Annotated in this window: 22 protein-coding genes; 16 read left to right on the top strand and 6 right to left on the bottom strand. The window is 66.0% G+C overall.

All coding sequences use genetic code 11. The features are described from left to right. Both CFB17_RS18580 and CFB17_RS18575 read right to left on the bottom strand, forming a co-directional pair. On the bottom strand, positions 1-233 hold a 233-nt coding region (locus tag CFB17_RS18580), incomplete at its 3' end, for a hypothetical protein (RefSeq protein WP_133063959.1). A gap of 125 nt (positions 234-358) precedes the next feature. Continuing rightward, complete coding sequence (locus tag CFB17_RS18575; RefSeq protein WP_165769711.1) at positions 359-1,033, bottom strand: FadR/GntR family transcriptional regulator; 675 nt, start codon at positions 1,031-1,033, stop codon at positions 359-361. A gap of 573 nt (positions 1,034-1,606) precedes the next feature. Here CFB17_RS18575 and CFB17_RS18570 point away from each other — a divergent pair. From CFB17_RS18570 to CFB17_RS18555, 4 genes are all read left to right on the top strand, one after another. Beyond that, positions 1,607-2,977 carry an MFS transporter gene (locus CFB17_RS18570; protein WP_088563079.1) on the top strand — a complete coding sequence of 457 codons (1,371 nt, stop codon included), beginning with the start codon at positions 1,607-1,609 and terminating at the stop codon, positions 2,975-2,977. 86 nt (positions 2,978-3,063) lie between these two features. Then, positions 3,064-4,614: a galactarate dehydratase gene (gene garD, locus CFB17_RS18565; RefSeq protein WP_088563078.1), complete on the top strand. Its 1,551-nt coding sequence runs from the start codon at positions 3,064-3,066 to the stop codon at positions 4,612-4,614. A 49-nt stretch (positions 4,615-4,663) separates the two neighbouring features. Beyond that, a complete protein-coding gene (garL, locus tag CFB17_RS18560) occupies positions 4,664-5,443 on the top strand; it encodes a 2-dehydro-3-deoxyglucarate aldolase (protein WP_088563077.1) in 780 nt (259 codons plus the stop codon). A gap of 33 nt (positions 5,444-5,476) precedes the next feature. Then, positions 5,477-6,367 carry a 2-hydroxy-3-oxopropionate reductase gene (locus CFB17_RS18555; protein ID WP_088563076.1) on the top strand — a complete coding sequence of 297 codons (891 nt, stop codon included), beginning with the start codon at positions 5,477-5,479 and terminating at the stop codon, positions 6,365-6,367. 13 nt (positions 6,368-6,380) lie between these two features. Here the strand turns inward: CFB17_RS18555 and cysG are convergent, their stop codons facing one another. Beyond that, positions 6,381-7,871 (bottom strand): siroheme synthase CysG, encoded by a 1,491-nt coding sequence (gene cysG / locus CFB17_RS18550; RefSeq protein ID WP_088563075.1) that lies wholly within the window; start codon positions 7,869-7,871, stop codon positions 6,381-6,383. A gap of 197 nt (positions 7,872-8,068) precedes the next feature. On the opposite strand from cysG, the gene CFB17_RS18545 reads away from it, so the two are divergent. After that, complete coding sequence (locus tag CFB17_RS18545) at positions 8,069-8,947, top strand: bifunctional helix-turn-helix transcriptional regulator/GNAT family N-acetyltransferase (RefSeq protein WP_088563074.1); 879 nt, start codon at positions 8,069-8,071, stop codon at positions 8,945-8,947. A 44-nt stretch (positions 8,948-8,991) separates the two neighbouring features. Here CFB17_RS18545 and CFB17_RS18540 read toward each other — a convergent pair whose 3' ends face one another. Next, positions 8,992-9,939 carry an aliphatic sulfonate ABC transporter substrate-binding protein gene (locus tag CFB17_RS18540; protein WP_088563083.1) on the bottom strand — a complete coding sequence of 316 codons (948 nt, stop codon included), beginning with the start codon at positions 9,937-9,939 and terminating at the stop codon, positions 8,992-8,994. 207 nt (positions 9,940-10,146) lie between these two features. Next, positions 10,147-11,844 carry a hypothetical protein gene (locus CFB17_RS18535; protein WP_088563073.1) on the bottom strand — a complete coding sequence of 566 codons (1,698 nt, stop codon included), beginning with the start codon at positions 11,842-11,844 and terminating at the stop codon, positions 10,147-10,149. Positions 11,845-12,077: 233 nt separating this feature from the next. On the opposite strand from CFB17_RS18535, the gene CFB17_RS18530 reads away from it, so the two are divergent. Then, positions 12,078-13,508, top strand: coding sequence for an LLM class flavin-dependent oxidoreductase (locus CFB17_RS18530; protein ID WP_088563082.1), 1,431 nt, complete (start codon positions 12,078-12,080; stop codon positions 13,506-13,508). A gap of 48 nt (positions 13,509-13,556) precedes the next feature. Here CFB17_RS18530 and CFB17_RS18525 read toward each other — a convergent pair whose 3' ends face one another. Then, positions 13,557-14,399, bottom strand: coding sequence for an NADPH-dependent oxidoreductase (locus tag CFB17_RS18525; protein ID WP_165769710.1), 843 nt, complete (start codon positions 14,397-14,399; stop codon positions 13,557-13,559). 138 nt (positions 14,400-14,537) lie between these two features. On the opposite strand from CFB17_RS18525, the gene CFB17_RS18520 reads away from it, so the two are divergent. The 10 genes from CFB17_RS18520 to CFB17_RS18475 all read left to right on the top strand — a co-directional run bounded on the left by CFB17_RS18520 (position 14,538) and on the right by CFB17_RS18475 (position 26,706). After that, entirely contained in the window at positions 14,538-15,545 is a 1,008-nt protein-coding gene (locus tag CFB17_RS18520) for a sugar ABC transporter substrate-binding protein (protein ID WP_088563072.1), read from the top strand. Positions 15,546-15,550: 5 nt separating this feature from the next. Continuing rightward, complete coding sequence (locus tag CFB17_RS18515; RefSeq protein ID WP_088563071.1) at positions 15,551-17,095, top strand: sugar ABC transporter ATP-binding protein; 1,545 nt, start codon at positions 15,551-15,553, stop codon at positions 17,093-17,095. After that, complete coding sequence (locus CFB17_RS18510) at positions 17,082-18,101, top strand: ABC transporter permease (RefSeq protein ID WP_088563070.1); 1,020 nt, start codon at positions 17,082-17,084, stop codon at positions 18,099-18,101. Before CFB17_RS18515 ends, CFB17_RS18510 begins: the two co-directional genes overlap by 14 nt. Beyond that, on the top strand, positions 18,098-19,054 hold the full coding sequence (locus CFB17_RS18505) for an ABC transporter permease (protein WP_088563069.1): 957 nt from the start codon (positions 18,098-18,100) through the stop codon (positions 19,052-19,054). The genes CFB17_RS18510 and CFB17_RS18505 overlap by 4 nt, the downstream gene beginning before the upstream one ends. Next, positions 19,051-20,463 (top strand): LLM class flavin-dependent oxidoreductase, encoded by a 1,413-nt coding sequence (locus CFB17_RS18500; protein WP_088563068.1) that lies wholly within the window; start codon positions 19,051-19,053, stop codon positions 20,461-20,463. Before CFB17_RS18505 ends, CFB17_RS18500 begins: the two co-directional genes overlap by 4 nt. Beyond that, positions 20,463-21,680 carry an SfnB family sulfur acquisition oxidoreductase gene (locus CFB17_RS18495; RefSeq protein WP_088563067.1) on the top strand — a complete coding sequence of 406 codons (1,218 nt, stop codon included), beginning with the start codon at positions 20,463-20,465 and terminating at the stop codon, positions 21,678-21,680. The genes CFB17_RS18500 and CFB17_RS18495 overlap by 1 nt, the downstream gene beginning before the upstream one ends. 6 nt (positions 21,681-21,686) lie before the next feature. Beyond that, positions 21,687-22,922: an SfnB family sulfur acquisition oxidoreductase gene (locus CFB17_RS18490; RefSeq protein WP_088563066.1), complete on the top strand. Its 1,236-nt coding sequence runs from the start codon at positions 21,687-21,689 to the stop codon at positions 22,920-22,922. 94 nt (positions 22,923-23,016) lie between these two features. After that, on the top strand, positions 23,017-24,180 hold the full coding sequence (ssuD, locus tag CFB17_RS18485) for an FMNH2-dependent alkanesulfonate monooxygenase (RefSeq protein ID WP_088563065.1): 1,164 nt from the start codon (positions 23,017-23,019) through the stop codon (positions 24,178-24,180). 184 nt (positions 24,181-24,364) lie between these two features. Next, entirely contained in the window at positions 24,365-25,627 is a 1,263-nt protein-coding gene (locus CFB17_RS18480) for an acyl-CoA dehydrogenase family protein (protein ID WP_088563064.1), read from the top strand. Then, positions 25,624-26,706 carry an LLM class flavin-dependent oxidoreductase gene (locus CFB17_RS18475; RefSeq protein ID WP_088563063.1) on the top strand — a complete coding sequence of 361 codons (1,083 nt, stop codon included), beginning with the start codon at positions 25,624-25,626 and terminating at the stop codon, positions 26,704-26,706. Before CFB17_RS18480 ends, CFB17_RS18475 begins: the two co-directional genes overlap by 4 nt. The last annotated feature ends 85 nt before the right edge of the window (positions 26,707-26,791 follow it).

Below are 26,791 nucleotides of genomic sequence, written 5' to 3'. Positions count from 1 at the left end.
CGCTCCTCATAAGGGAGCGATGCCACCGCGCTGTAATGCCGAAGCAGCTCCTGGAACTCCTCGTCCCGCAGCAGCTTCTCGACTTCCATGACGGGCACGCGATTGACGAGCGCCATCTCCTCGGCGGTACGTCCGGCCGCCATGGCCTGGGCCGTGCGCCTGCGATCACGCCTGGCCCAGAAGGGATAGCGGCGCCGTGGCGGCTTGGGGGCGAGGCGATCGGTCCAGTCCATGGGGCCCACTGTACAAGGAATATAGTCCTTATACAATCGGTCTCATGCGCCACCCGCTGTCCGACCCACCCAACGCCCCCCAGGTCCAGGAGGCGGTGCCTCCTGGTCGCCGAAGGCTTCTTCCATCAGTCGCCGAGGAACACACGATCTCTGGTGTTGGTAAGGTGGGCGATCATGGCGGTGCGGGCGGCCTGATCGTCAGCGGCTTCGATGGCCTCGAGGATGCGGCGGTGTTCGCTCTGGAGGCGCTGGCCCAGACGTTCGTCGGGCTTGGCCGACAGGGCGCGGGCGAACTGGATGCACTGGATGTAATTGTCCCGGGCGGAGATAAGCGGCGTTGCGAGGAACTTGTTGTGGGCGGCATCGGCGATGGCGAAGTGGAAGGCCAGGTCTTCCTCGACCCCGGGTTCGTTACTCGCCAGTGCGCGGGAGACGGCGTCGAACGCGGCGCGGATGCGGGCCAGTTCATCGGGCGAGCGCCGGGCGGCGGCAAGAGCAGCGGCCTCGCCCTCGACGAGCTGGCGGAACTCGAAGAAGCGCTGCATGTCGGCGATGCTGCTGACGAAGGGGAAGCTGAAGACGCCCGCGTTCGGGCGGCGCACGACGATGCTGCCCTGGCCTTGCCTGGAGGTAATGACGCCATCGATCCTGAGGCGGGAAAGGGCGTCGCGGACGACGGTGCGTGAGACTGAATAAAGCTGGCAGAACTGCGCCTCCGTGGGCAGCCGGCCTCCCTCGGGGATCTTCGCGTTGATGATGAGGTGCAAGATCTCGTCATAGACCCGGTCGCCGAGCGTCATCCGTCCAGACGGGCGGGTGGCCTGCGTTCGTTCGTCCCTGGCGGTCATTCTCGTGTGCGCCTGCGTCGTCTTCAGGGCCATGCCGTCTCGCTTTGCGGTCGCCGTCTCGGGGCGGCACCGGAGGTCGATCTCTACACCAGCACTTCAGGCTTGTGCAGGTGGCGGCGGGCGAGGGGACAGCCTTGTGGCCTCCAGACAGCCGCGTCCTCCCGGCCGGGGGTGCGCCGACCGACAGCGCTACATAGGCGGCGAGTCGCGCCGAGATTGCGTCGCTATGCCCTGCTCGTGGGGACGGGGGCCAGGCACGGGTCACAGCGCAGGAAAGGGAGCGCTGGGCGGCTACTCTGTCCTGAAATCTATTGTCTGATTTGTATTATATAAAGCTGGACAGACCGAAAATTTGTCATTTATTGATACAAGTGAGGTTGGCGAAACGAGGAGCCACGTGAATGGCTCCCGGCAAGGTCGACGCCCGGACGAGAGGGCGTCGCGGCGTCGATCCGGTGTGATCTCCGTGCTCTGCCTTGCAGTGCGCGACACGCGAATTCTCAGGGACGCTAGAAGGGCAAAACCATGGCGACGAAGGTGCTGGACGCGACTTTACCCTTGGCGGCGACGCGCACGCGCGTCCGCTGGGGCATCCTTGCCATTCTCTTCATCGTCACCACGATCAATTTCGCCGATCGCGCCACGCTTTCCATAGCCGGTCCCGACCTGCGGGCGGCCCTCGGCCTCTCGCCGGTACAGTTGGGCTATGTCTTCTCCGCCTTCGCCTGGTCCTATGTCCTGGCCCAGTTGCCGGGTGGCTGGCTGCTCGACCGCTTCGGCTCGAAGGTCACCTATTTCTGCAGCCTCACGCTCTGGTCGCTCCTGACGATCTTCCAGGGCGGCGTCGGTTTCCTCTCCGGCGCTGCGGCGGTGGCGGTCCTCTTCACGCTGCGCTTCCTGGTCGGCGCGGCGGAAGCACCCTCCTTCCCCGGCAATGGCCGGCTCACCTCGGCCTGGTTTCCAACCAGCGAGCGCGGCTTCGCCTCCGCGATCTTCAATTCGGCCCAGTATTTCGCCACGGCCTTTTTCGCGCCGATCATGGGCTGGATCGTTCACAGCTTCGGCTGGCAAGCGGTCTTCTACGCCATGGGCGGCCTCGGCCTCATCGTGGCCCTGTTCTGGAACCGCCTGGTTCACGGGCCCTTGTCGCACCCGGACGTGAACAGTGCTGAGCTCGACTATATTCGCGAGGGCGGGGCGCTGGTCGAGTTGGACAGCACGTCGACTGGTCCCAAGGAGGTCGATACGCTCAAATGCATCGTCGAACTCCTGCGTAATCGCATGTTGATGGGACTCTATATCTTTCAGTTCTGCATCAACGTCTTGACTTACTTTTTCCTGACCTGGTTTCCGGTCTATCTCGTCACCGAGCGACACATGACGATCTTGAAGGCGGGTTTCGTTGCCTCGCTGCCAGCGATCTGCGGCTTTCTGGGCGGGGTCCTTGGCGGCTGGGTTTCGGACCGACTGATCAAGGCCGGCTGGTCGCTGACGGCGGCGCGCAAGGCACCCATTGTCGCCGGCATGCTGCTGGCGATGGCGATGATCGCCTGCAATTATGTGGTATCGGACGCGCTCGTGGTCTTCTTCATGTCGCTGGCTTTCTTCGGCAAAGGCGTGGGCGCCCTGGGCTGGGCCGTGGTCTCCGATACCTCGCCCAGGCAAGCCGGCGGTCTCTCGGGCGCGCTCTTCAACATGTTCGGCAACGCGGCCGGCATCGTCACGCCGATCGTGATCGGCTACATCCTCGAGACCACCGGCTCTTTCGCCTCGGCCTTGACCTTCGTCGGCCTGAGTGCCCTGGTGGCCCTCCTGGCCATGGTCTTCATGGTGGGCACCATTCGCCGGGTGGACCTGCGTCACTCGCTCCTGCCTGCCACCGTGAGCCGGGGATGAGTCACGCCATGCCTGTTGCCTTTGTCCTTTCATCGTCGATGACGGGCCCGGCTCCAGCCGGGCTTCTTCCTGTAATTGGATGAGCCATGAACGCTCCCCCCGCGACGCCGGCCAGGCCGCTCTGCATCAAGCTCCATCCAAGCGACAACGTGGCGATCGTAGTCAATTCCGGCGGCCTGAAGGCGGGGGCGAGGCTGGAGGACGGCCTCGTTCTGGTCGATGCCGTGCCGCAGGGGCACAAAGTTGCCCTCGCCGACATTCCGAAAGGGGGGGCGGTCATCCGCTATGGCGAGACGATCGGCTATGCGACGCTGCCGCTCGGCAAGGGGGCCTGGGTCAACGAGTTCCTGGTGGAGCTGCCCGAACCGCCGCCTCTGGCGAGTCTGCCGCTTGCCACGAACGTGCCCGCACCGCTGCCGCCTTTGGAGGGCTACAGTTTTCAAGGCTACCGCAACGCCGACGGGTCGGTCGGCACGCGCAACATACTGGGCATCTCGACCAGCGTGCATTGCGTGGCCGGCGTCGTCGACCATGTGGTGGCGCTGATCAAGCAGCGTCTCTTGCCGAAATACCCGCATGTCGATGACGTGGTCGGGCTCAATCATCTCTATGGCTGCGGCGTTGCGATCAACGCGCCAGCTGCCATCGTGCCGATCCGCACCGTCCAGAACCTGACGCTCAATCCCAATTTCGGCGGCGAGATCCTGGTGATCGGCCTCGGCTGCGAGAAGCTGCAGCCCGAGCGGCTGATGCCGGAGCTTTCGCCCGAGGCGGCGAGGCGCAATATTCTCAGCCTCCAGGACGAGCGCTTCACCGGCTTCCAGGCGATGGTCTCAGGCATTCTCGAGATGGCCGAGGCCAGGCTCGAGCTCTTGAACCGCCGTCGCCGCGAGACCTGCCCCGCCGCCGACCTTGTAGTGGGCCTCCAATGCGGCGGCTCGGATGCCTTCTCCGGTGTCACCGCCAACCCGGCCGTGGGCTATGCCGCCGACCTCATCGTCCGGGCGGGCGGCACGGTGATGTTCTCCGAGGTCACCGAGGTGCGGGACGCCGTCCATCTCCTGACGCCGCGCGTCGTCGACGAGGCGGTGGGCAAGGCGCTGATCCGCGAGATGGCATGGTATGACGACTACCTGGCCCGGGGGTCGACCGACCGCAGCGCCAATCCCTCGCCAGGCAACAAGAAGGGCGGGCTTTCCAACATCGTCGAGAAGGCGCTGGGCTCGATCGTCAAGTCGGGCACCAGCCCGATCCAGGCGGTGCTGGCGCCGGGCGAGCGGGCAACCACCAAGGGCCTGATCTTCGCAGCGACGCCGGCCTCGGACTTTGTCTGCGGCACGCAGCAACTGGCTTCGGGCATGACGCTGCAGGTCTTCACGACCGGTCGCGGCACGCCCTACGGCCTGGCGGCGGCACCGGTGATCAAGGTCGCCACGCGCCGGGATCTCGCCGCCCGCTGGCACGATCTGATGGACCTCGATGCCGGCCGAATCGCCACGGGCGAGGCCTCGATCGAGGAGGTAGGCTGGGAACTGTTTCGCCTCATCCTCGAGGTGGCGAGCGGCAAGAAGCCCTGGTCCGACGTCTGGGGCCTGCACAATGCCCTGGCGGTCTTCAACCCGGCGCCGGTGACCTGAGCGCCCGGACCGCTCCTCAGCTCTGTCATTCAAGAAGAAAGGGATCCCGATGGCCGAACGGCTGCCCTATTCCCCCTTGCCCAACAGCCTGCGCCGCGACCTTCTGGCGGGCAAGCGCCTGATCGGCTGCTGGTCGGCCCTGGGCTCGCCGATCACGACCGAGGTCCTGGGTCTGGCCGGGTTCGACTGGCTCCTCCTCGATACCGAGCACGCGCCCAACGATGTCCTCTCGCTCATCCCGCAATTGATGGCGCTCAAGGACAGCAGTTCCGCCCCGGTGGTGCGCGCGGCCTGGAACGACGCCGTCCTCCTCAAGCGTCTCCTGGACGCGGGCTTCTATAATTTCCTCATCCCCTTCGTTCAGTCCGCTGCCGAGGCCAGGGCAGCGGTAGCCGCCACCCGCTACCCGCCAGCCGGCATACGCGGCATCTCGGTCGCACAGCGCTCCAACCGCTACGGCACGGTCAAGGACTATCTGGCGACGATCAACGACAACATCACCCTCGTGGTCCAGATCGAGAACGCCGCGGGTGTGGCAGCCGCGGCCGAGATCGCCGCCGTCCCGGGCGTCGATTGCCTCTTTGTCGGACCCTCCGACCTCGCGGGCGCGCTCGGCCACCTGGGCGATCCTGGGCATCCGGAGGTCCAGGAGGCCATCCAGACCGTGTTTCGGATCGCGCGCGAGGCCGGCAAGGCCTCGGGTATCCTGGCGCCCGTCGAAGCCGATGCGCGCCGCTATCTGGAGCAGGGCTGCACCTTCGTTGCCGTCGGCTCCGACCTCGGCCTTTTCCGCGCCGCGACGCAAAGGCTGCGTGACATCTATTCCTGAGACTATCTTCCCGCGACCTGCAAGGATCGACGCATGAGCATTCTGGGTTTCATCGGCCTTGGCATCATGGGCGCCCCCATGGCGGAGCACCTGCTGGCGGCCGGCCACACCATCCACGCCTTCGGCCGTCGCGGACTGCCCGAGGACCTCCTGGCCAAGGGGCTGATCGCCGCGCCAAGCAAGACGGCCGTGGCGGCCAAGGCCGAGATCCTCTTCGTCATGGTTTCCGACACGCCCGACGTCGAGGAGGTGCTCTTTGGCGCCGATGGCGCGGCTGAAGGCCTGACTCCCGGCACCATTGTCGTCGACATGTCCTCGATCTCGCCCATCGAGACCAAGGCGTTCGCCGCCCGCATCGAGGCGCTGGGCTGCGATTATCTGGACGCGCCGGTCTCGGGCGGCCAGGTGGGGGCCAAGGCCGCCACGCTCTCGATCATGGTGGGCGGCAAGGAGGCGGTCTTTGCCAAGGTGAAGCCCTTCTTCGAGCTCATGGGCAAGAACATCACCCTGGTGGGCGAGGTGGGTGCCGGCCAGACGGCCAAGGTCGCCAACCAGATGATCGTCGCCATGAACATCCAGGCGGTGGCCGAGGCGCTGCTGTTTGCCGCCAAGGCCGGCGCTGATCCCGCCCGCGTGCGCCAGGCCCTCATGGGTGGCTTCGCCTCCTCCAAGGTCCTCGAGGTGCATGGCGAGCGGATGGTGAAGCGGACCTTCGAGCCGGGCTTTCGCATCGCCTTGCATCAGAAGGACCTGAACCTGGCACTAGGGGCCGCCCGCCAGCTCGGCGTCGCGCTGCCCAATACCGCCACGGCCCAGGAAATGTTCAATGCCTGTGCCGCGCATGGCGGCCAGGGCTGGGACCACTCGGCCTTGATCCGCGCCCTCGAGACGCTGGCCAATTTCGAGCTCGGCCAGGCCGGCTAGGCAAAGGCCTCGTTCAGGCCCGCGCGCGGGCGGCCAGCTCGTCCTCGGCCCCGCCGTCCCGGCGCTGGCGTGGCGCGAAGACATTGCCGATGCCAAGGATCAAGGGCTCGTCGCTGCCCGCCTCCTCAATGAGGCGGGGCAGGTCGGCCAACTGGCCCTGCCAGAGTCGCTGGTTCGGTCGGCTTAGCGAGGCCGCGACCGCGATCTTGGTGGCCGGGCTCAGGCCCTGGGCCTCCAGCCGGTCGCGAATCAGGCAGGCGGTCCGCCCGGCCATGTAGAAGATCGTCGTCGTGGCCGGATCGGCGATCGCGCGCCAGTCCAGATCGTCCGGCAGGCCGCCCTGGCGCGAATGGCCGGTGACGAAGCGTACCGAGCGAGCCTGGTCGCGATGCGTGAGCGAGATGCCCAAGGCCGCGGCCAGGGCGATGCCCGTCGTGATGCCGGGGACGATCTCGACAGGGATGCCCGCCTGGTCCAGCTGCGCGATCTCCTCGCCGGCACGGCCAAAGATCATGGGATCGCCGGATTTCAGCCGGACGACGTGACGCCCGGACCGCGCCAGCTTGAGCATCAGCTCGTTGATTTCCTCCTGCTTGCAACTCGGCCGCCCGCCGCGCTTGCCGACCAGGATTCGCCTTGCCTCGCGCCGCGCCATCTCCAGGACCTCGTCGGCCACGAGATCATCGAACAGGATGACATCGGCCGACTGCAATGCGCGCACGGCCTTGATCGTCAAAAGCTCGACATCGCCAGGACCCGCCCCGACCAGAGTCACGCGACCAGCCGGCAGTGGGCTTTTCGCGAGCCGCTCGAGATCCGCATCGACAGCGGCCACATCAGCCGGCGTCGGCGCGGGACCGAAGGCCCGATCGACGAAGCTCTCCCAGAAGATGCGGCGCAAAGACAGGCTCGCCAGCCGTTCGTTCAACCGTGCCCGCACCGACTGGGCCAGCCTCGCCCAGGCCTGTAGCGAATGCGGAAGAAGGGCCTCGATCCGGCGGCGGATCGCCTGGCCCAGGATCGGCGCAGCACCTTCGGTTGAGATGCCGACCACCACCGGCGAGCGATTGACGATCGAGCCGAAGGCAACGTCGCTGAAAAGGGGCTTGTCGATGACGTTGAGCGGCACGCCCGCCGCGCGTGCCGCCGCCCTGATTGCCGCCGCCTCCGCATCACCCGTCGCGTCGGCGACGATGATGGCAGCACCGGCCAGCGCCACTTGCTCCCATGGTCGGGCACGATGGAGCAGTCGGCCGGCAAAGCCCTCGTCAGCCAGGAGACGTGCCATCTCGGTACCCGGCTCGGTCGCCACGACCTCGACGGCAGCCCCGGCGGCGGCCAGCAGTTCCGCCTTCCAGGCCGCCGCATCGCTGGCGCCGATGACGACCGCCCGGCGGCCTTCCAGGGTCATGAAGACCGGCAGGACGGCCAGAGGTGCTACACGCGCCGCTTCCGGCTGGGAAGGGCGATCGGGCTCGAGCGGCTTTCTGGAGACGATCTTCATCGACGATACCTATGACGCTCGCTTTGCCTTGCCTTGCCGCCTTTGACCGATGCCCAAGGACGGCGACCGGCCCGCTGCCGGCATATAGGCATTCGCCACCGCCGCGAACAACCAAGGCGCTTGAGACAGGCCCGACAAGAGTTCGCACAGCACCACCGTCGATTGACAGCATAATTTATCTGACTTAGGTCAGAAAAATGATCGACGATACCGTTGCGCATGTGCGCCGCTTCAACCGCGCCGTCACCTCGGAGGTGGGGGCGCTCGATACATCCTTTCTCGGGCGTGGCCGTCCGCTTGGCGCTGCGCGCGTCCTCAATGCCATCGGCCAGGGTCACGGCGACGTCGCCGCCATCCGCGACTATCTGGGCCTCGATTCCGGGCTGATGAGCCGCTTGTTGCGCGGCCTGGAGGAAGAAGGCCTGATCGAGACCGTGCCGCACCAGGAGGACGCGCGGCGGCGCATCGCCAGGTTGAGCCCGGCCGGCCAGCGCGAGTTCCAGGCCTATGAGGATCTCTCCAACGATCAGGCAAGGGCCATGCTGGCCAGCCATCCACGACCGGATCTTCTCCTGGCCGCCATGGATCTGATCGCCACCGCACTCGGGCGCCAGCGGATCGTCCTGGAAGAGACCGATCCGCGCAGCGACGCGGCCCGTCATTGTCTTAGTCAGTATTATGCCGAGCTCGCCTCTCGGTTCGAAAAAGGCTTTGAGGTCGCACGTTCGCGCGATCCGGAGGCCAGGGACATGATCCGGCCACGCGGTGCGTTTCTCGTCGCCGTCTCCGACGGCATGCCGATCGGCTGCGTCGGAGTGAAGGGCAGCGGCGGCGAGGCCGCGGAGATCAAGCGGCTCTGGGTGGCGCCGGCGGCACGGGGCCTGGGCCTGGCCCGGCGCCTCATGGAGGCGGCCGAGACGGCCGCGCGCGGCCTTGCGATCACCCTCTTGCGCCTCGATACCAACAACAAAGCCCTGCCCGAAGCGGCCAGGCTCTATCGCCGCCTGGGCTGGCAGGAGATCGAGCGGTTCAACGACGATCCCTACCCGGATAGCTTCTTCGAGAAGCGGCTCTAGCGCGGCGGCTTCGAAAAGTGCTTCTGGCGCGGCAGCACCGTCGTTCATGCCCGCCAGATGGCTGCCTCGACGTCGACCCGCTCGGGAATGAGGCCCAGCCTTTGGAAGCGGTCGGCCGTGGCCTGTTGGGCCGCGATGATCTTGGCGTCGATGGGCACCACGCCAAAGCTGGTGCGATCGGCGGCAAGCCGCTGCGCCTCGATCTCGACCCCCGTCACCTGGGCCAGCGCCACCGCCAGCTCGCCTCGATGCGAGTCCGCCCAGGCGGCGGCTTCCTTGAGTGCTGCCAGCGTATCGTTCAAGAGGTCCGCATGCTCGCTCGCAAAGTTGCGGCTGGCCAGGAGATAGGGATAGGCCTGCAAGAGCTCGCCCGAGCTTACGATCCGGCGCGTCGGCGAGGCTTTCTCGCCTACCGCGAGGAAGGGGTCCCAGATCGTCCAGGCATCGATCGCATCGCTGGCAAAGGCGGCGGCGGCATCGGCCGGTGCCAGATAGACGGGCGTGATGTCGCTATAGTCGATGCCCGCTTTGTCCAGCGCCGCAACCGTGAGGTTATGCGAGCTGGAAGCCTTGGTGAAGCCGAGCCGCCGCCCCTTAAGGTCCTGCAGGGAGCGGATCGGCGAGGACTCCTTGACGATGATCGCCTCGGCCTTCGGGCTCGGCGGAATGGCCGCCACGTAGACGAACGGGATGCCGGCCGCCTGCGCGAAGATCGGCGGCGTGTCACCCACATAGCCGAAATCGATGCTGCCGGCATTGAGCGCTTCCATGAGCGGCGGCCCGGCTGGAAACTCCGACCAGCTCACCTCCACACCCTTGGCGGCCACGCGCTTCTCGATCAGTCGCTGTTGCCTGGCGACGACGAGGAGGCCCACCTTCTGGTAGCCGATCCGCAAGGGAGCCGCGGCCGCGCGCGCCTTACGCGCCAGCAACGATCCGGATGCGAGGACGCTGCCGGTCATGAGGAGGGACCTGCGGCTTAGGCCAGGCATGAGCACGATCTCCGTCAAAGATTACACAAACATTATTATATTAATAGGGTTTGACGTTGTCGACTGGCTATCCGCCGAACGTCAGCGCATGCCGGCATCAATTTCTCGCTCGCTGCCCCATGGCATGCCATGGCCTCCATGCACAGCCGGCGGCCGACCGGCGCTTCGGGCCGCCTTTGTCTTTTTGGCGTTGCCGGAGAGCGTTGCTCAGTGGCAGCAGTCGGGTGCTTCAACCGGACGGCACAGGCATGAGGACGTGATGCGGACGTCGGCCTTGGCCATCGCCTCGTCCAGCCGGACCTGGAGGTGGGCCCGCTCCAACACCTCGCCTTGCCGGCTCAGGCATTCGACCAGGCCATGCAGCGCCCAGATATTTTCCGGATGCTGCGCGCAACGCTGCACTCGGCCGCTCATGCCGAGATCGTCGCGATAGACCTGCTCGGCCTCGGCCAGATGCCCCCGGTCCAGTAGCAACGCCGCCAGCGCATGGCGTGGGGGGTGCATCCAGGCCCAGGGTTCGGTGTAGGAAAGATTGTCGTCCAGCTCGACCGCGCGGCGGAGATGGTCGAAGGCCAGCTCGTGTCGCCCCCGGTGATAGGCGATTTCCCCGTCCAGAAGCGCGGCGCCGACCGCCAGCGAGGCGGTCGTGGGGTTGCTCAAAAAGCGCCTCGTCGGCGGGATGCCAGCCATGTGGCGGTGAAAGAGACGCCGCTCTTCCTCGGCCTTGGCGAAATCTTGCAGCGCCGCGTGGGCGACGCCCTTGGAATAATGCTGCATGGCGGTCGTGAGCACATAAAGTTCCGGTTCCTCGACCATCGGCTCGTCGATGATTTCCTGCCAGCGGCCGAAGCGGACCAGGACGTGGGACTTCATGGCATGGTAGCCCTCCACGGTCTGGGTGAATTTCGGCCGACCGGGCAGGGCGATGATTGCCCTTGAGATGAGGCGGCGTATGCCGTCCGCCGCGTCTCTCGCCGGTGCCAGTTGGCCCAAGAACATGCAGGTGAACATCAAGAGATGGAGGTCGTGGCAGCAGCTCAATAGATAATAGATGGCAGCCGTCGACTGCGCCCGATAGCGTTCATTGGCGGCGATGGCCGCGAGGCTCGCCTGCTTGGCCTTCTCGTACTGGCCACAAAGGACGTGGATGTGGCCGGGCATGTGGTTCATGTGGCCGCCATCCGGGCAAAGCCTGCCCAGAACGTCCGCCGAGCGTCGTGCCCGCTCCGGCATGGTCGACATTTCGAGCAGGTGGATATGCAGATGGACGAGGGCCGGATGCGGGTCCCGGCCCGCCGCGTCGGCGCTGGCGATCGCCCGCTCGCAGACACCCAGCGCTTCCACTACGTCGGAGTTGGCGGCGGGCAGGCCGGTCTTCAGATCCCAGAGGCGCCGGACGGTGCGCATCATCAAGGCTTCGACGAAGAGTGCTGTCACGTCATGGTCGTGGGGAAAGTCGGCATGGACGCCGCGCATGGCCGCCGCATAGGCGTCGTCCCACTGCGCGAAGACCAGGGGCGAGGGACATTCGGCCGCCTGGAAGCGGCGGCCGAGCGCTTCGATCAGAGCTCGCTCAAGGGTGTTCGCGCTTCCGCTCTCAGCCGCATTATTTGCCTTGCGGCGGGCAAGCTGCAGGGCCGCGTAGCCGCGCTCCGTCGCCTGGCGGGCTTCCGCCTCGCCCATCTCCTGCCATGTCAGGTTGTAGAAGGGGCCGACCGCATAGGCGACGCCCCAATAGGCCATGGCGCAATCCGCATCGTAGTCGATCGCCCGCTCGAAGGCGGAGAGGCCCTCCTCGTGATTGAAGGCGTAGCACCAGTTGAGCCCGACATCGAACCAGGCTTGGGCCTCGGGCGAGCCCGTCGAGACCGGCCGCCGGTGCCGACCAAGATCGAATTGCGTCATCCTTGCTCCCGCGCCTGGCCCCGCGACGCCTTTCGCGCCTTTGTCTGGAACATAACCCGCGGGCTTCGCCGTTCCAGGCCGTCCTGTCTTCGGTGTCCGGGAAAAGACGTTGACAAGATGCCGGGGTGGACAGGCTGGATTTTCACTTATAGACTACCAAAATAATAGACTTATAGGAATTTTCCTTGATCGTTCGGTCCGGGATGAGTCCCGGCGGTTATGTGGAGGGTTTCATGTCCCGACAGATTCATTTCAACGCGTTCGACATGAACTGCGTGGGTCACCAGTCGCCGGGGCTGTGGGCGCATCCGCGCGACCGGTCCTGGACATACAAGGACCTGGACTATTGGCAGGGTCTGGCGCGCACGCTGGAGCGGGGCATCTTTGACGGCATCTTCATCGCCGACGTGATCGGCTATTACGATGTCTATAAGGGCAGTAATTACCACGCCATCCAGCAGGCGGCGCAAATTCCGGTCAACGATCCCTTGCAACTGGCGGCACCGATCGCGCTCGCGACCGAGCATCTGGGCATCGGCATCACCGCGTCGACCTCCTTTGAGCACCCCTATACGTTCGCGCGCCGCCTTTCCACGGCCGACCACCACACCAAGGGCCGGGTCGGCTGGAACATCGTCACCTCCTATCTGGAGAGCGGAGCCAAGAATGTCGGCCAGGGCGGGCTCCGCCGGCACGACAACCGCTACGAGGTGGCGCGCGAATATCTGGAGGTCATCTACAAACTGCTGGAAGGGTCCTGGGAGGATGACGCCGTCGTGCGCGATCGCGTGCGCCGTGTCTTCACCGATCCCAAAAAGGTGCACGAGATCGGCCATAAGGGCCGCTATTTCGAGGTGCCGGGCTATCACCTGTCCGAGCCCTCGCCGCAGCGCACGCCGGTCCTCTACCAGGCGGGGGCATCCGGCCCCGGCCGCAGCTTTGCTGCCGAGCACGCGGAATGCATCTTCGTCGCGGCCTTGACCAAGAGCAGCTTGAAGAGCTTCGTCGCCGACATCCGCGCGCGCGCGGCCCGTGCCGGCCGCGACCCGCGCAAGCTCAGGATCTACACGCTCCAGACCCTGATCGTCGACGAGACGGACGCCAAGGCGCAGGCGAAGTTCAAGGACTATTTCTCCTACGCCTCCTATGACGGCGCCCTCGTCTTCATGTCGGGCTGGACGGGCGTCGATTTTGGCCAGTTCCGTGCGGACGACCCCGTGCCGAACATCGAGACCAACGCCATCCGCTCGACCATCGAGAGCTTCTCCGAGAAGGGGGAGGACGAGCGCTTCACGATCAAGGACCTGGCCGAGTGGGGCGGCATTGGCGGCATGGGGCCTTTCATGGTGGGCTCGGCGCAAACCGTGGCCGACGAGCTCCAGGCCTGGGTCGAGGAGACCGACGTCGACGGCTTCAACCTTGCCTATGCCGTGACGCCCGAGACCTTCGAGGACATTGTCGGCCACCTCGTACCCGAGCTGCAACGGCGCGGCGTCTACCCCACCGCCTACCGGCCGGGCACGCTGCGCGAGAAACTCTTCGGCGACGGGCCCAGACTGAAAGCACCCCATCCAGGCGCAAGCTATCGCGACATCGAGGACGTGAAACGACGCGAGGCCGCGCGCGCCGTCCGGGTGCGGGAGCCCGACGCCGCCGAGGCGTGACTGGACTCCCTGACGCCTGGCCCGGGCCTGAGGCGCCCTGGCGGGCGTTCAGCGGAGCGCGAAACCCAGCCGCTCGAACGCCGCCCGCAGGAGGTGCCGGCCCGCCATCGACTGCGGTCCCGCCAACCTGGCCGCCACCTGGGCGCGCCACGCGCCCTCGGCCATGCCCTGGCCGCGCTGGAAGGCGCGCAGCCTGTCCTCATAGTCCGCCAGTCCGGCGTCCGCCTCGTGGTCATAGCGCTCGCGGTGCAGGACGGCATGTTGCGGCAGGCGCGGCTTGATCGCTGCCGGCCGCGCGGGGTCCGGATAGCCGAGGGCCAGGCCCACCACCGGGAAGACCATAGGCGGCAGGCCCAGTTCGGCCGCGACGGCCGCGGGATCATTGCGGATGCCGCCAATATAGACGGAGCCCAGACCCAGCGATTCCGCCGCGACCACGGCGTTCTGCGCCGCCAGCGCCGCATCGATCACGGCAAGCAGCGTCGTCTCGAGATAGGCCGTGGCATCCACGGGCCGGCCTTCCGCCTCGCCTATCCGCGCGGCGCGCGCGAGATCGGCCAGCCAGACCAGGAAGAGAGGCGCCTCGCGGACATGGTTTTGATGGCCGGCCAGTGCCGCCAGCCTGGCCTTGCGATCCTCATCCCCGACCGCCACCACGCTCCAGGCCTGCAGATTGGAGGAGGTAGGCGCGGACTGGGCGGCCGCCACGAGCGTTGTCAGGACATCGTCCGGCACCGGGTTGGGACGAAAGGCGCGCACCGAGCGATGGGCGAACAGACACGCGATCACGTCGTTCGAGGCCGGCAGCATTTCCCTGGCCGCCTCGCCATAGCGGGCGACAAGATAGCCGGCTGCCCGGTCGCGCCCGTCGCGACCGCCTAATTCGCTCATTGCCCCATCTCTCCTGAAGCTGTTCGAGCTGCCTATGCCCCGACCTCGATAGCTCTAAGTCTATATTGATTATCGCTACAATAGGGAATATGGGCATTGGCGCAAACGCGATGGTCTGGCGGGAAGAAGGGTAGAGAAATGGCGGCATTCGAAGGGGGACGCATCGGGCGGCGAGGGCTCTTGGGCGTCGGTTTGGGGCTGGCTTCCGGCCTGGTCCTGGCCAAGCCTAGTTTTGCCCAAAGCGGCAGCGATGATGTGCCGTCGCTCGCCGGCAAGCGGATCGCCATCAGCGTCGTCGGCACCGATCATTTCTTCGACCTCAAGTCCTATCAGGCCCAGATCGCCGAGGTCGAAAGGCTGGGCGGCACACCGATCGGGCTCGATGCCGGGCGCAACGACAAGCAGCTCGTGGCGCAGTTGCAGACGCTTTTGACGCAAAAGCCGGACGCCGTGATCCAGCAGCTTGGGACATTGCCCGTCTTCGACAATCAGTTGAAGCGGTTGCGGGCGGCGGGCATCCCGGTCTTCACCATCGACGTACCCTCGACGAACAGCATCAACAACACGACGTCGGACAATTTCTCCTTGGGCGCGCAGTTGGCCCTTCAGCTCGTCTCCGACATTGGCGGCAAGGGCAATCTCGTCGTCTTCAACGGTTTTGCCGGCGTTCCCGTCTGCGAGATCCGCTACCAGGAGCTGCTCCAGGTCCTCAAATACTATCCGGACGTGAAGATCGTGCAGCCCGAGCTGCGCGACGTCATCCCCAATACGGTCCAGGATTCCTACGCGCAGATCACAGCGCTCTTGAGCAAATATCCCGAGAAGGGCTCGATCTCGGCCATCTGGTCCGCCTGGGACATTCCGCAGCTGGGCGCCACCCAGGCCCTGATCGCCGCCGGCCGCACCGAGATCCTGACCTACGGCGTCGACGGCACGCCCGAGGTCCTCTCCCTCGTCAAGGATCCGAAGGCGCCAGCGGGTGCCGTGGCGGTCCAGCAACCATCGCTCATCGGCACGGCGGCCGTTCAGAACGTCGCCCGCTATCTGGCCGGCCAGACCTTGCCGAGCCAGACTTTCCTGCCGGCGGTGATCGCGAACAAGAAGAACGCGGCCGAGGTCCAGCGGCAGGTCGGGCAGGCGACCTGAGGCGCATGAGCAGACCCGAGACCGCCCTTGCGCCGGACGAGGACGCCTATCTGTCTCTGAGTGGCCTTACCAAACGCTTTGGCGGTGTTCAGGCGCTGGCAGGGGCAAAGCTTCTCGTTCGCAAGGGTGAAATTCACGGCCTGGTCGGCCAGAACGGTGCCGGCAAGTCGACCATGATCAAGATCCTGGCCGGTCTCGTTCAGGCCGATGCCGGCCAGATCCATATCGGCGGGCGAGATCTGGCCGACGCCCGGCCGCGCGACGTCGAGGCGGCGGGCATTCATTTCATTCACCAGGAACGAATGCTCGTGCCGGATTTCACGGTGGCGGAGGCCCTGTTCCTTGGCCATGAGGTTCGCCTGGGCCCCTTCCTCGCGCGGCGGCGGATGCAAGCCTCGGCCCAGGCCCTGATGCAGCGCTATTTCGGCCGCGTACTGCCGGGCAATCGCCTGATCGCCGAGCTTTCGACGGGCGAGCAGCAGATCGTCCAGATCGTTCGCGCGCTCTTGCAGGAGCCGCAGGTCCTAGTCCTCGACGAGCCGACCGCGGCACTGGTCCGGGCCGAGATCGACCATCTCTTCGAGGCCTTGAACCGGCTGCGCGCGGGCGGCATGACGGTCGTCTACATCTCGCATTACTTGAGCGAGATCGAGGCACTTTGCGATCGCGTCACCGTCCTGCGCAACGGCCAGACGGTGGCGACCGTCGATCCCCGCCATACCTCCTCGCGCGAGATCGCCTCCCTCATGGTCGCGCGCGACCTGAACGAGATGTTCCCCGCCCGGGTCGCAAGCAAGGGCCGCCCCGTCCTTTCCGCCCGCGCCCTTGGCGACGGCAGGAACTTCCAGGACGTCACCTTCACCTTGCATGCGGGCGAAGTCTTGGGCCTGACGGGCCTGCAGGGATCGGGTGCCAAGGAACTCCTGCGCAGCCTCTTCGGGCTCGATCGCATCACCAGCGGCGAGGTCTCGATCGAGGATCGTCCCTTCCGCGCGCGCAGCCCCCGCGAGGCGGCGGCACAGGGCGTGGCGTTCGTGCCCGAGGATCGCCGCCACCAAGGTGCGATCCTCGAGATGAGCATCGCTGCCAACATGACGCTGGCAAATCTCGCCCGCTTCAGCTGGCGCGGGCTCCTTCGGCCACGCCTGGAGCGCGAGGTCGCCACGCGGATGATCAGCGAATTGGCCATCAAGGCCGAAGGGCCGGATGCGGTCGTCGCTTCCTTGAGCGGCGGCAACCAGCAAAAGGTCGTGCTGGCCAAGTGGCTTACGCGCGCTGCGCCGCTCTATATCCTGGACGAGCCGACGCTCGGCGTCGACGTGGCGGCCAAGATCGAGATCTACGAGCTCGTCCAAAGGCTGGCACGCGATGGCGCGGCCATTCTCGTCCTCTCCAACGACCTGGACGAACTGGTCGGCATCACCCACCGCATTCTCGTCATGTATCGCGGCCGGACGGCTTCCTCTATTCCCGCCGCCACCACGTCGCCGGCAGCCCTCCTCGATGTCATCCTGACCGGACAGTCCGAGATTGCCCATGTCGTCCATTAGCTCGCGCCTGCGACCAACGGCGGCGGCGCTGGGCGGGCTCGGCCCGAGCCAGCCCGTTACCGGCCTCGTGTGGCGCAGCGGCTCGCTCATCGCCATCATCTTCATCCTGGCCCTGCTCGCCTGGCGGGCGCCGCTTCTGCTCTCGCCCGGCAATATCGGCCTCGTGCTGGCGCAGGCCTCGATCGTCGGCACGCTGGGTTTCGCCCTGACGTTGGTCGTGGCGGCGGGCGGCCGCGACCTCGTCAAAGGCGGCATCGATCTTTCGCTGGCCGCCAATCTCGGCCTGAGTGCCGCTCTCTACGCCAGCCTGCTGACGGCTGGCTGGGGCGATCTTCCCGCCCTCGGGCTGACGCTGCTGGCGGGGCTGGGCGTGGGTCTCCTGAACGCCTTGGCCGTGACCGTCATCGGCATCCTGCCTCTCTTGGCGACCTTGGCGACAATGAGTGTCTGCGCCGGGGCCGAGCTCGTGCTGACGGAGAACCTGACGGTTCCGGCGTCCTCGCCCTTCCTCGACTGGTTGGCGGGCCAGGGGCCGCTCGATTTCCCGGTCATGGCATGGGCGCTGTTGGTCCTGGCCGCCATTCTGGCTCTTCTGCTTCACGGCACGCCTTTGGGCCTGCGCCTCTATGGTGTGGGCGGCAACCCGGCGGCGGCGCGCGCGGCCGGCCTGCGCGTGCGCTTCTATCTGGCGCTCAGCTATGTGCTGGCGGGTCTGCTGGCGGCCGTTGCCGCCGTGCTGGCCGTGGCCTTCACGAGCGCCGCGACGCCGGGCTCCGACGAGATGCTGCTGCCGCTCATCGTCACGACGTTCCTGGGCACGGTCTTTTCGAGCCGCCTGCGACCGACCATCGGCGGCACGCTGCTCAGCGCGCTTTTCGTCGGCTTCCTGGTCAACGGCTTTCAGCTGCTGGCCATCTCCAGCTACTGGGCCAACGGCATCCAGGGCTTCCTCATTCTCGTGGTCGTCGCCACGACGCGCAAGCTGGGGCCGGGAGCGCGTCGATGACCAACCTGATTCTCCGCCATGGCATCACCGTCGTGACCGTCCTGGCCTTCGCCTTTTTCGGCTGGAACGCCCAAGGCTTTCTTTCCGTCCCCAACCTTGCGAGCGTCCTGGTCAACAACGTGGCCCTCCTGGCGATCGCCGCCTTCGCCATGACGCTGGTCGTCCGCACGGGCGGCATCGATCTCTCGATCGGCACCGCCATCGACATGGCGGGGCTGGCCTTCGTGGCGGCTCTGCGCGTCAATCTGGGCGTAACGATCGCCGTTCTCGCTGGCCTGGCTGCCGCGGCTGCGACCGGCGGCTTCAACGCGCTGCTCATCACCCGCCTCAAGATTTCACCCTTCCTTGCGACGCTGGGCACGCTGTTCATCGGCCATAGCCTGCAGCAGCTCCTGGCCGATGGCGGCAACCCGATCTATGTCACGGCCGCCTCGCTGCCGCCCGCCTTTCAATTCCTCGGCCATGGCCTGATCCTCGGTGTCCATCTGCGGATCTGGCTGGTCGTCATCCTGGCACTGGCCATGGCGCTGCTGTTGTCGCGCTCCAGCTTCGGCCGTCGACTGACGGCCTCCGGCATGCAGGTCAACGTTGCCTGGTATTCGGGCCTGCCCGTCGATCGCGACATCGCGCTTGTCTATGTCCTGGCGGGTGTGATCTGCGGCATCGCCGGGGTCCTCTTGACAGCGGGGGTCAGCGTCTATGTCCCCTTCGCCGGCAATGCCTTTCTTCTCAACGCGATCGGCGCCACCTTCATCGGCACGACCTTGAGTCGCAGCCATGTGGCCAACGTGCAGGGCACGCTCCTTGGCGTTATCCTGATCTCGGTCGCGGCCAACGGCCTCCTGCTGATCGGCTGGAATTTCTACTGGCAGCAACTGGCGACCGGCATGGTGATTTTCCTAGCACTGGCCTTCACGTTCGGTGGTCGAAGGCTGGCCGGAGGCACCCCATGAGAACTCCCTTGCTCTTCAACGCGTTCGTCATGAACACGCCCAGCCATCTCTCGCCCGGGCTTTGGACCCATCCCGACGATCATGGCCGGGATTACAAGCGGCTGGCCCATTGGACGGGCCTGGCGCGACTCCTGGAGGAAGGCCTCTTCGATGCCCTCTTCATCGCCGATTCCCTGGGTGTGAGCGATGTCTTCGGCGGCAATGCCGACACGGCGCTGCAACAGGCGATCCATGTGCCGATCAACGATCCGTTCCCGCTTGTGAGCGCCATGGCGGTCACGACCGAACATCTGGGCTTTGGCGTCACCGCCTCCGTCTCCTACGACCATCCCGTACCCTTCGCGCGCCGCATCACCACGCTCGACCACCTGACGGACGGGCGGATCGGCTGGAACATCGTCACCTCCAGCCTTGCCAGTGCCGCCCGCAATTTCGGCCGCACGCAGCTCGATCACGATGCCCGCTATGAACTGGCCGAGGAGTTCGCCAGCGTCTGCTACAAGCTCTGGGAAGCCTCCTGGGAGGATGACGCCGTCCGCGACGATACCAAGGCCGGCGTCTATGCCGATCCCGCCAAGGTTCATCCGATCCATCATGCCGGCCGTTTCTTCGAGGTTCCGGGCATTCATCTCAGCGAGCCGTCGCCGCAGCGCACGCCGCTTTTGTTCCAGGCCGGGGCCTCCGAGCGCGGCCGGCGCTTTGCCGCCCGTCACGCGGAATGCGTCTTTGTCGGCGCACCCTCCAAGACGGTGCTCAAGCGCTCGGTGAGCCTGATCCGCGATGCCAGGCGGGCAGCAGGGCTCGATCCCTACGGTATCCGCATCCTGGCGGAGCATACGGTCATCGCGGCCCGCGACCTCGCGACGGCGCAAGAGCGCCTGAACGCCTATCGCGCCCATGCCTCCGCCTCGGGTGCACTTGCCCTGATGTCGGGCTGGATCGGCCATGACCTGTCGCGCTACGGCCTGGATGAGCCCTTCCGGCATATCGAGAGCAACGGCATCCGAACGGCTGTCGAGGCCATGAGCAGCGCTGATCCAAACAAGGTCTGGACGATCGGCGAGATCGCCTCCTGGTGCGGGATTGGCGGGCTCAGCCCCCTCTCCGTCGGCGGCCCGGGCGAGGTCGCGGATTCCCTGGAGAGCTGGGCCGAGGAGACCGACATAGACGGGTTCAACCTGAGCTATGCCGTCTTGCCCGGCAGCTTTCGCGATTTTATCGAGCATGCGGTGCCCGAGTTGCAGCGGCGGGGTCTTTATAAGAAAAGCTATGCCGAGGGCACGTTGCGGCGAAAGCTCTTCGGTCGAGATCGCCTGGACGCGCCTCATCCAGCAGGGCTGGCACGGGCGGAAATGGCGGCATCGTCGAGAGAAAGCCGCCAATCAAGGAAAGCTGAGGAGCCTGCCTGATGGGAGCGCCTTCCACCGTCACCTTCGACCTTCATCCCCGCGCCAAGCGCATAAGCTCCGACGAGGAGGCGATCCGGGTCGCCCGGGAACTGGCAGAGGATTTTGCCCAGGATGCGGCGCTGCGTGATCGCGAGCGCCGTCTGCCGGCGGCGGAACTCGACCGCTTTTCCGGCTCCGGCCTTTGGGCCATGTCGGTGCCAAAGGCCTATGGCGGGGCAGGGGTCTCGTTCGCCACGCTGGCCAAGGTCATCGCCATCATTTCGGCGGCCGACCCGTCGATTGGCCAGATTCCACAAAATCACCTGGCCTTCGTGGACGTCCTCAGGGTCTTTGGCAGCGAGGCGCAAAAGCAGCGCTGGTTCGGACGCATCCTGGAGGGCTATCGCCTGGGCAATGCCTTTTCAGAGGCACAAAGCCGGACGGTTGCCGAGTTTCAGACGCGACTCCGGCCGGCCGGCGAGAACTATGTCCTCGATGGCGAGAAATTCTACTGCACGGGCGCCTTGTTCGCGCATTTCCATCATGTGGGCGCCATGGACGACGAGGGCCGCTTGAATCTCGCGGTCGTGCCACGCGGCGCGCCGGGGCTGACGATCACCGATGACTGGTCGGGCTTTGGCCAACGCATCACGGCAAGCGGCAGCGTCAAGCTGGAGGGTGTTCCCGTCGCGGCCGACGACGTCGTGCCGGTCTGGCGGGGGGTGGATGTGCCGAACGCCAACGGTGCGGTCTCGCAGATCATCCAGGCAGCCGTCGATGCCGGCATCGCGCGCGGGGCGATCGAGGCGACGATCCAGTTCGTCAAGGAGACGAGCCGGCCCTGGCTCGACAGCGGCAAGGCCACGGCTGGCGAGGATCTCTTCATCCTTCGCGACGTCGGCCAGCTGATGATCAAGCTGCACGCGGCTGAAGCCATGCTGGAGAGTGCCGGCCTGGCGATCGACGCCATCCTCGACGGCCCCGATGCCGGGGCGGTGGCCAACGCCACGATCCGCGTCGCCGAGGCCAAGATCCTGACGACCGAGCTTGCCATCGAGGCCGGCGACAAGCTGCACGAGCTGGCCGGCACGCGCTCGACGCTGGCCCGCTACAATCTCGATCGCTACTGGCGCAATGCGCGCACCCATACGCTGCATGATCCGGTTCGCTGGAAATATTTCCATATCGGCAATCACCTTTTGAACGGTGTCGCCCCGCCGCGTCACGCCTGGAGCTGAACGAGCATGGTTGACATTGATCGCCTCTCCGACGATTTCCGCCCGCCCGAGCGGCGCCAAGGGCAGGCGCGCATCCTGCGAGACGATGCGGAGGCGCTGGCCGTCGCGGCAGAACTGGCGGCAGAACTGGCAAGCGGCGCCGCGCGCCGCGACCAGGAGCGGATCCTGCCCAGGGAGGAGCTCGATAAGATCTCCGACGCCGGGCTTTTCGCGATCACCGTGCCCAAGGCCTATGGCGGTGCCGGCGTCAAGCTTTCCACCGTGGCACGGGTCATCGCGCTCTTGAGCGCCGCCGACGGCTCGATCGGCCAGATCCCGCAAAATCATTTCTTTCTGCTCGAAGCCCTGCGGCTCTTGGGAACGGAGGCGCAAAAGCGGTTCTTCTTCGATCGCGTCCTCGCGGGAGAACGCTTTTTCAACGCGCTCTCCGAGCGGGGGACCAAGACGGCGCACGACTTTGCCACCCGCTTCGTTCGCCAGGACGACGGCTACAGGCTGAACGGCCGCAAATTCTATTCAACCGGCGTGCTGTTCGCCCACTGGATCGGCGTCATCGCCAATGACGAGACCGGCCGGACCCTCCTGGCGTTCGTGCCGCCAAAGACGCCGGGAATCACGCTCAAGGACGATTGGAGCGGCTTTGGCCAGCGCGTGACCGGGTCGGGCACGACGGTCCTCGAGGACGTGCAGGTCCATCCCTTTGGCGTTCTGGATTTCCAGGCCCTCTTCGAGCGACCGACGGCGATGGGCCCCTATGCCCAATTGATGCACGCGGCGGTCCAGCAGGGCATGGCGGAAGGCTCGCTGGCCGCCATGGTCGATTACGTGCGCCACCGCGCGCGGCCCTGGCGCGATGCCGGCGTTGATCGGGCGGCCGACGATCCCTATCTGCTGGCCCTGGCCGGCGAGACGAAGGTCCGCGTCGACGCTGCGGCCTTGCTCTTGGAGCGGGCAGGGCGCCTGGTCGATCAGTCGGCGGCTGGACCGCAGGCGCGAAACGTGGCCGAAGCCTCGATCGCCGTCGCCGAGGCCAAGGCCGCCTCGACGGAGACGGCCCTCCTGGCCTCATCGCGGATCATCGAGCTTGGCGGATCGAGTGCCACGCTGGCGGAGTATGATCTGGATCGCTTCTGGCGCAACGCCCGGACCCATTCCGTGCATGATCCCGTGCGGTGGAAGTATAAGTTCATTGGCGATTACTGGCTGAACGGCAATGTGCCGCCACGGCATGGCGCTATCTGACCGGCCGGCCGCCGGCATCCGAATTTCCGCGCAGCTCGCCCGTTCCTCCATAGGCGGACTGACAACGCGGCCAAGGTTCTAAAGGAGTATCATCGTGGTCCAGGCGGCAAAGCCTTTGGATTTTCTCTGGTTCATTCCAAGCTCCGGCGACGGCGCCTATCTGGGCTCCGACGAGTTGAGCCGGCCGCCCGATCCCGGCTATTTCCGCGAGATCGCCACGGCGGCCGACCGGCTGGGCTATTCGGGCGTGCTGATCCCGGTGGGCGCGGCCTGCGAGGAATCGTTCGTCCTGGCGGCCAATCTCGCGGCCTTTACCGAGAAGCTGAAATTTCTTGTGGCGATCCGTCCCGGCACGGCGACGCCGGCCTATTATGCGCGGCTGGCCTCGACCCTGGATCGGGTCTCCAACGGCCGCTTGCTGTTGAACATCGTCGTGGGCGGCAGCGCGCAGGAACTGGGCGGCGACGGCATCTTCCTGCCGCACGACGAGCGCTACGACCATGCGGCCGAATTCTTCAAGGTATTCAACGAGCTGATCGAGACGGGCAAGTCGAATCTCGATGGCAAGTATATCAAGGCGCTCAACGCGCGCCTGCAGCTGCCGCCCGTGCAGCAGCCCCGGCCGCCCATCTATTTCGGCGGCTCTTCCGAGGCGGCCATCGATTTCTCAGCCGGCCTGATCGACAAATATCTGACCTGGGGCGAGCCCCCGGCGCAGGTCGCGGAGAAGATCGCCGCCGTGCGCAAGGCGGCCGACGCCCATGGCAGTCAGGTGAGCTTCGGCATCCGGCTGCATTTCATCGTTCGCGAGACGGACGAGGAAGCCTGGCGCGATGCCGACCGGCTGATCTCGAAGCTCTCGGACGAAACGATCGCAACGGCGCAGGACAATTTCCGCCGCAATTCGGATTCGGTGGGCCAAGCGCGCATGGTGGCCCTCCATAATGGAAGGCGCGACAAGCTCGAGGTCTCGCCCAATCTCTGGGCGGGTGTGGGCCTCGTTCGCACCGGTGCCGGCACGGCCCTGGTGGGATCGCCAGCGACCGTGGCCCGCCGGCTGCGCGAGTATCAAGAGCTGGGCATCGATACCGTCATCGCCTCGGGCTACCCGCATCTCGAGGAAGCCTATCGCGTGGCGGAACTGCTTTTCCCCGCCTTGGGCATCGAGCCCCAGCCATCGCCTCTACGGGCCTCGTTCGGCGAGCGGCAGGTCTTTGGCGGCGGCGGCCATGGCGGCAATGTCCGCTCGTCGGTCTGACAGCTACCGGACGTGACCTGCACCCCGGCGGCGGCCTCAAGACAGGCCGCCGATCCGCTGCCCGCGGTATCTCACGGGTTATAGTCTACAAATACGATCGGCTATTGAATTAATAACCGCCGCATCTTATGACGATGGACGGTCGATACCAGTCCGCGATCTTAACGTCCGCGCCGGAGGGATCATGCCCAGCATCGTCGTCGAGAAGCCCAAGGGAGTGGCCGGTCGAGAAGCCGACAAGGCGCTCCGTGTCGTCGAGGCTGCCCCAGAGGCCGGTCCGGCCGGGAAGCGGCGCCAGGTGCTGGACGAGGGCGTTCTCGCCAGGATCGCGGCGCGGGCGCCGCGCTATGATCGCGACAATAGCTTTTTTCATGAGGATCTCGACGAGCTGAAGGCCCTGGGCTATCTGCGCGCCACAGTGCCTGTCGAGTTGGGCGGCCTCGGGCTGAGCCTGCCCGATCTGGTCAACGAGCAGGCGCGCCTCGCTTATCACGCGCCCTCGACCGCCCTGGCCCTGAACATGCATCTCTATTGGGTCGGCGCCGCCCTTCATCTCTGGCGCAAGGGGGATCAGAGCGCCCGCTTCATCCTGGAGGAGGCAGCAGCAGGGCGCATTTTCGCCGCCGGCCACGGTGAGCCCGGCAATGATCTGGGCCTGGCCTTCGCGCGCACGAAGGCCAGGCCCTTACCGGACGGGCGGTACCGGTTCGAGGGACGCAAGATCTTCACCAGCCTCTCGCCAGTCTGGGACTGGCTTGGCGTGCACGGACTGGACGATTCCGATCCCGGCCGGCCGCGCATCGTCCATGCCTTCATTCGCCGCGAGGCACCCGGCCATCGCACCACGGAGACCTGGGACACGTTGGGGGTTCGCGCCACGCGCAGCGACGATACGATCCTCGAGGGCGCGATCGCGGAAGCGGCTCATGTCGTGCGGGTGCTGCCCGTCGGACCGCCAGTCGACGATTTCACCGACGGCATCGCCTCCAGCGTCATGCCGGCTCTGGGTGCCGTCTATTACGGCATCGCCAAGCGGGCCTTCGACGTGGCGATCACTGAGGCGAAGAAGCGCACTTCCAATGCCTTGGGCGGGCGGACCTACGCGCATCACCCCTACACTGCCTGGAGTGCGGGCGAGGCCTCGATCCGCCTGGAGTCGGTGAAGGCGCTGCTCGACCAGACGGCGGAGGATTGGTGGCATCAGCGGCCGACGGAAACGCCCTGGCTGGTCCGGCTGTTGGCCAGCAAGCAGCACGCGGTCGAGGAGGCCAAGACGATTGTCGATCTCGCCATGAAGATCGCCGGTGCCGGCTCGTTGTCACGCCGGGGCGAGCTCGAGCGACTCTATCGTGACGTCCGCGCCGGTTCCTTCCATCCGCCCAACACGGACGCCGTGCACGAGGTGATCGGTAAGGTGCAACTGGGCTCTTTTGGCGTACCGCTTTGACATCCCATCCTATCAGATTTGGCGTCTGGGCGCCCGTCCATGGCAATCGCGCCGCCTTCCAGGATCCGCGCGAACCTTACGATGCCTCATGGCAGCGCAATCGGCGATTGGTGCTGCAGGCCGAGGAACTGGGCTTCGACACGACGCTGATCGCCCAGCATACGATCAATCCGCACGGCGAGATGGACCAGCTCGAAGCCTGGAGCGCGGCTGCCGCCCTGGCCGAAGCGACGTCGCGGATTGAGCTGATCACCGCCATCAAGCCCTATCTCTTCCACCCGGTCGTCTTGGCCAAGATGGCCCTGCAGATCGAGGCGATCAGCGAGGGCCGTTTCGCGATCAACCTCGTCAATGCCTGGAACCGGCCGGAGCTGGCCAAGGCCGGCATCGGCTTTGCCGAGCACGACGAGCGCTACGCCTATGGCCGGGAATGGATCGAGGTCGTCTCGCGCCTGACAGAGGGCGAGCGCTTGACCTTCAAGGGTCGCTTCTTCGCGATCGAGGATTACGAGCTCTGGCCCAAGGACATTTGGCGGACGCGGCCACGCATCTATGTGGGCGGCGAGTCTGAGCCGGCGCGCGACCTCGTCGCACGTTGGGGCGATGTCTGGTTCATCAATGGCCAGGCGCTGCCGGATGTGCGCCAGTTGATCGCCGACGTCGCAAGGCGAGAGCGGCGCGGCCGGCCGGTGCGCTTTGGCCTTTCCGCCTTCGTGATCGCGCGGCCCACGCGCCGCGAGGCGGAGGAGGAACTGGCCCATTTGATGGAGCTGGCGGCTCTGGATGCGCCGTTGCGAGCGATCCAGCGGGCCAATACCGATCCCGCCGTCGTCATGACCCAGACGATGGCCAAGTCGCCTCGTGTCGGCACCAATGGCGGTACCGCCGCCGGGCTGGTTGGCAGCTACGATGAGGTGGCCTCGCGCATTCTGGCGTTCCACCACGAGGGAATCGAGACCTTCATGCTGCAATTCCAGCCGCTGGAGCGCGAGTTGCAGCGCTTTGCCGCCGAGATTATGCCACGCGTCCGGCGCGCCCGGGCCGCCCTTGGAAACCTAGATGTGAAGGAGGAAGCTTGATGTCGTTACAGCTTGGGCAGGAAGCGCCGGATTTTGAGCAGGCGAGCACGGCGGGTCCGTTGCATTTTCACGCATGGCTGGGTGA

The organism is Arboricoccus pini, assembly GCF_900187945.1.
Lineage (GTDB): Bacteria > Pseudomonadota > Alphaproteobacteria > Geminicoccales > Geminicoccaceae > Arboricoccus > Arboricoccus pini.
The sequence above is the reverse complement of the archived record's forward strand: the minus strand, read 5'-3'. Positions and strand labels throughout refer to the sequence as shown.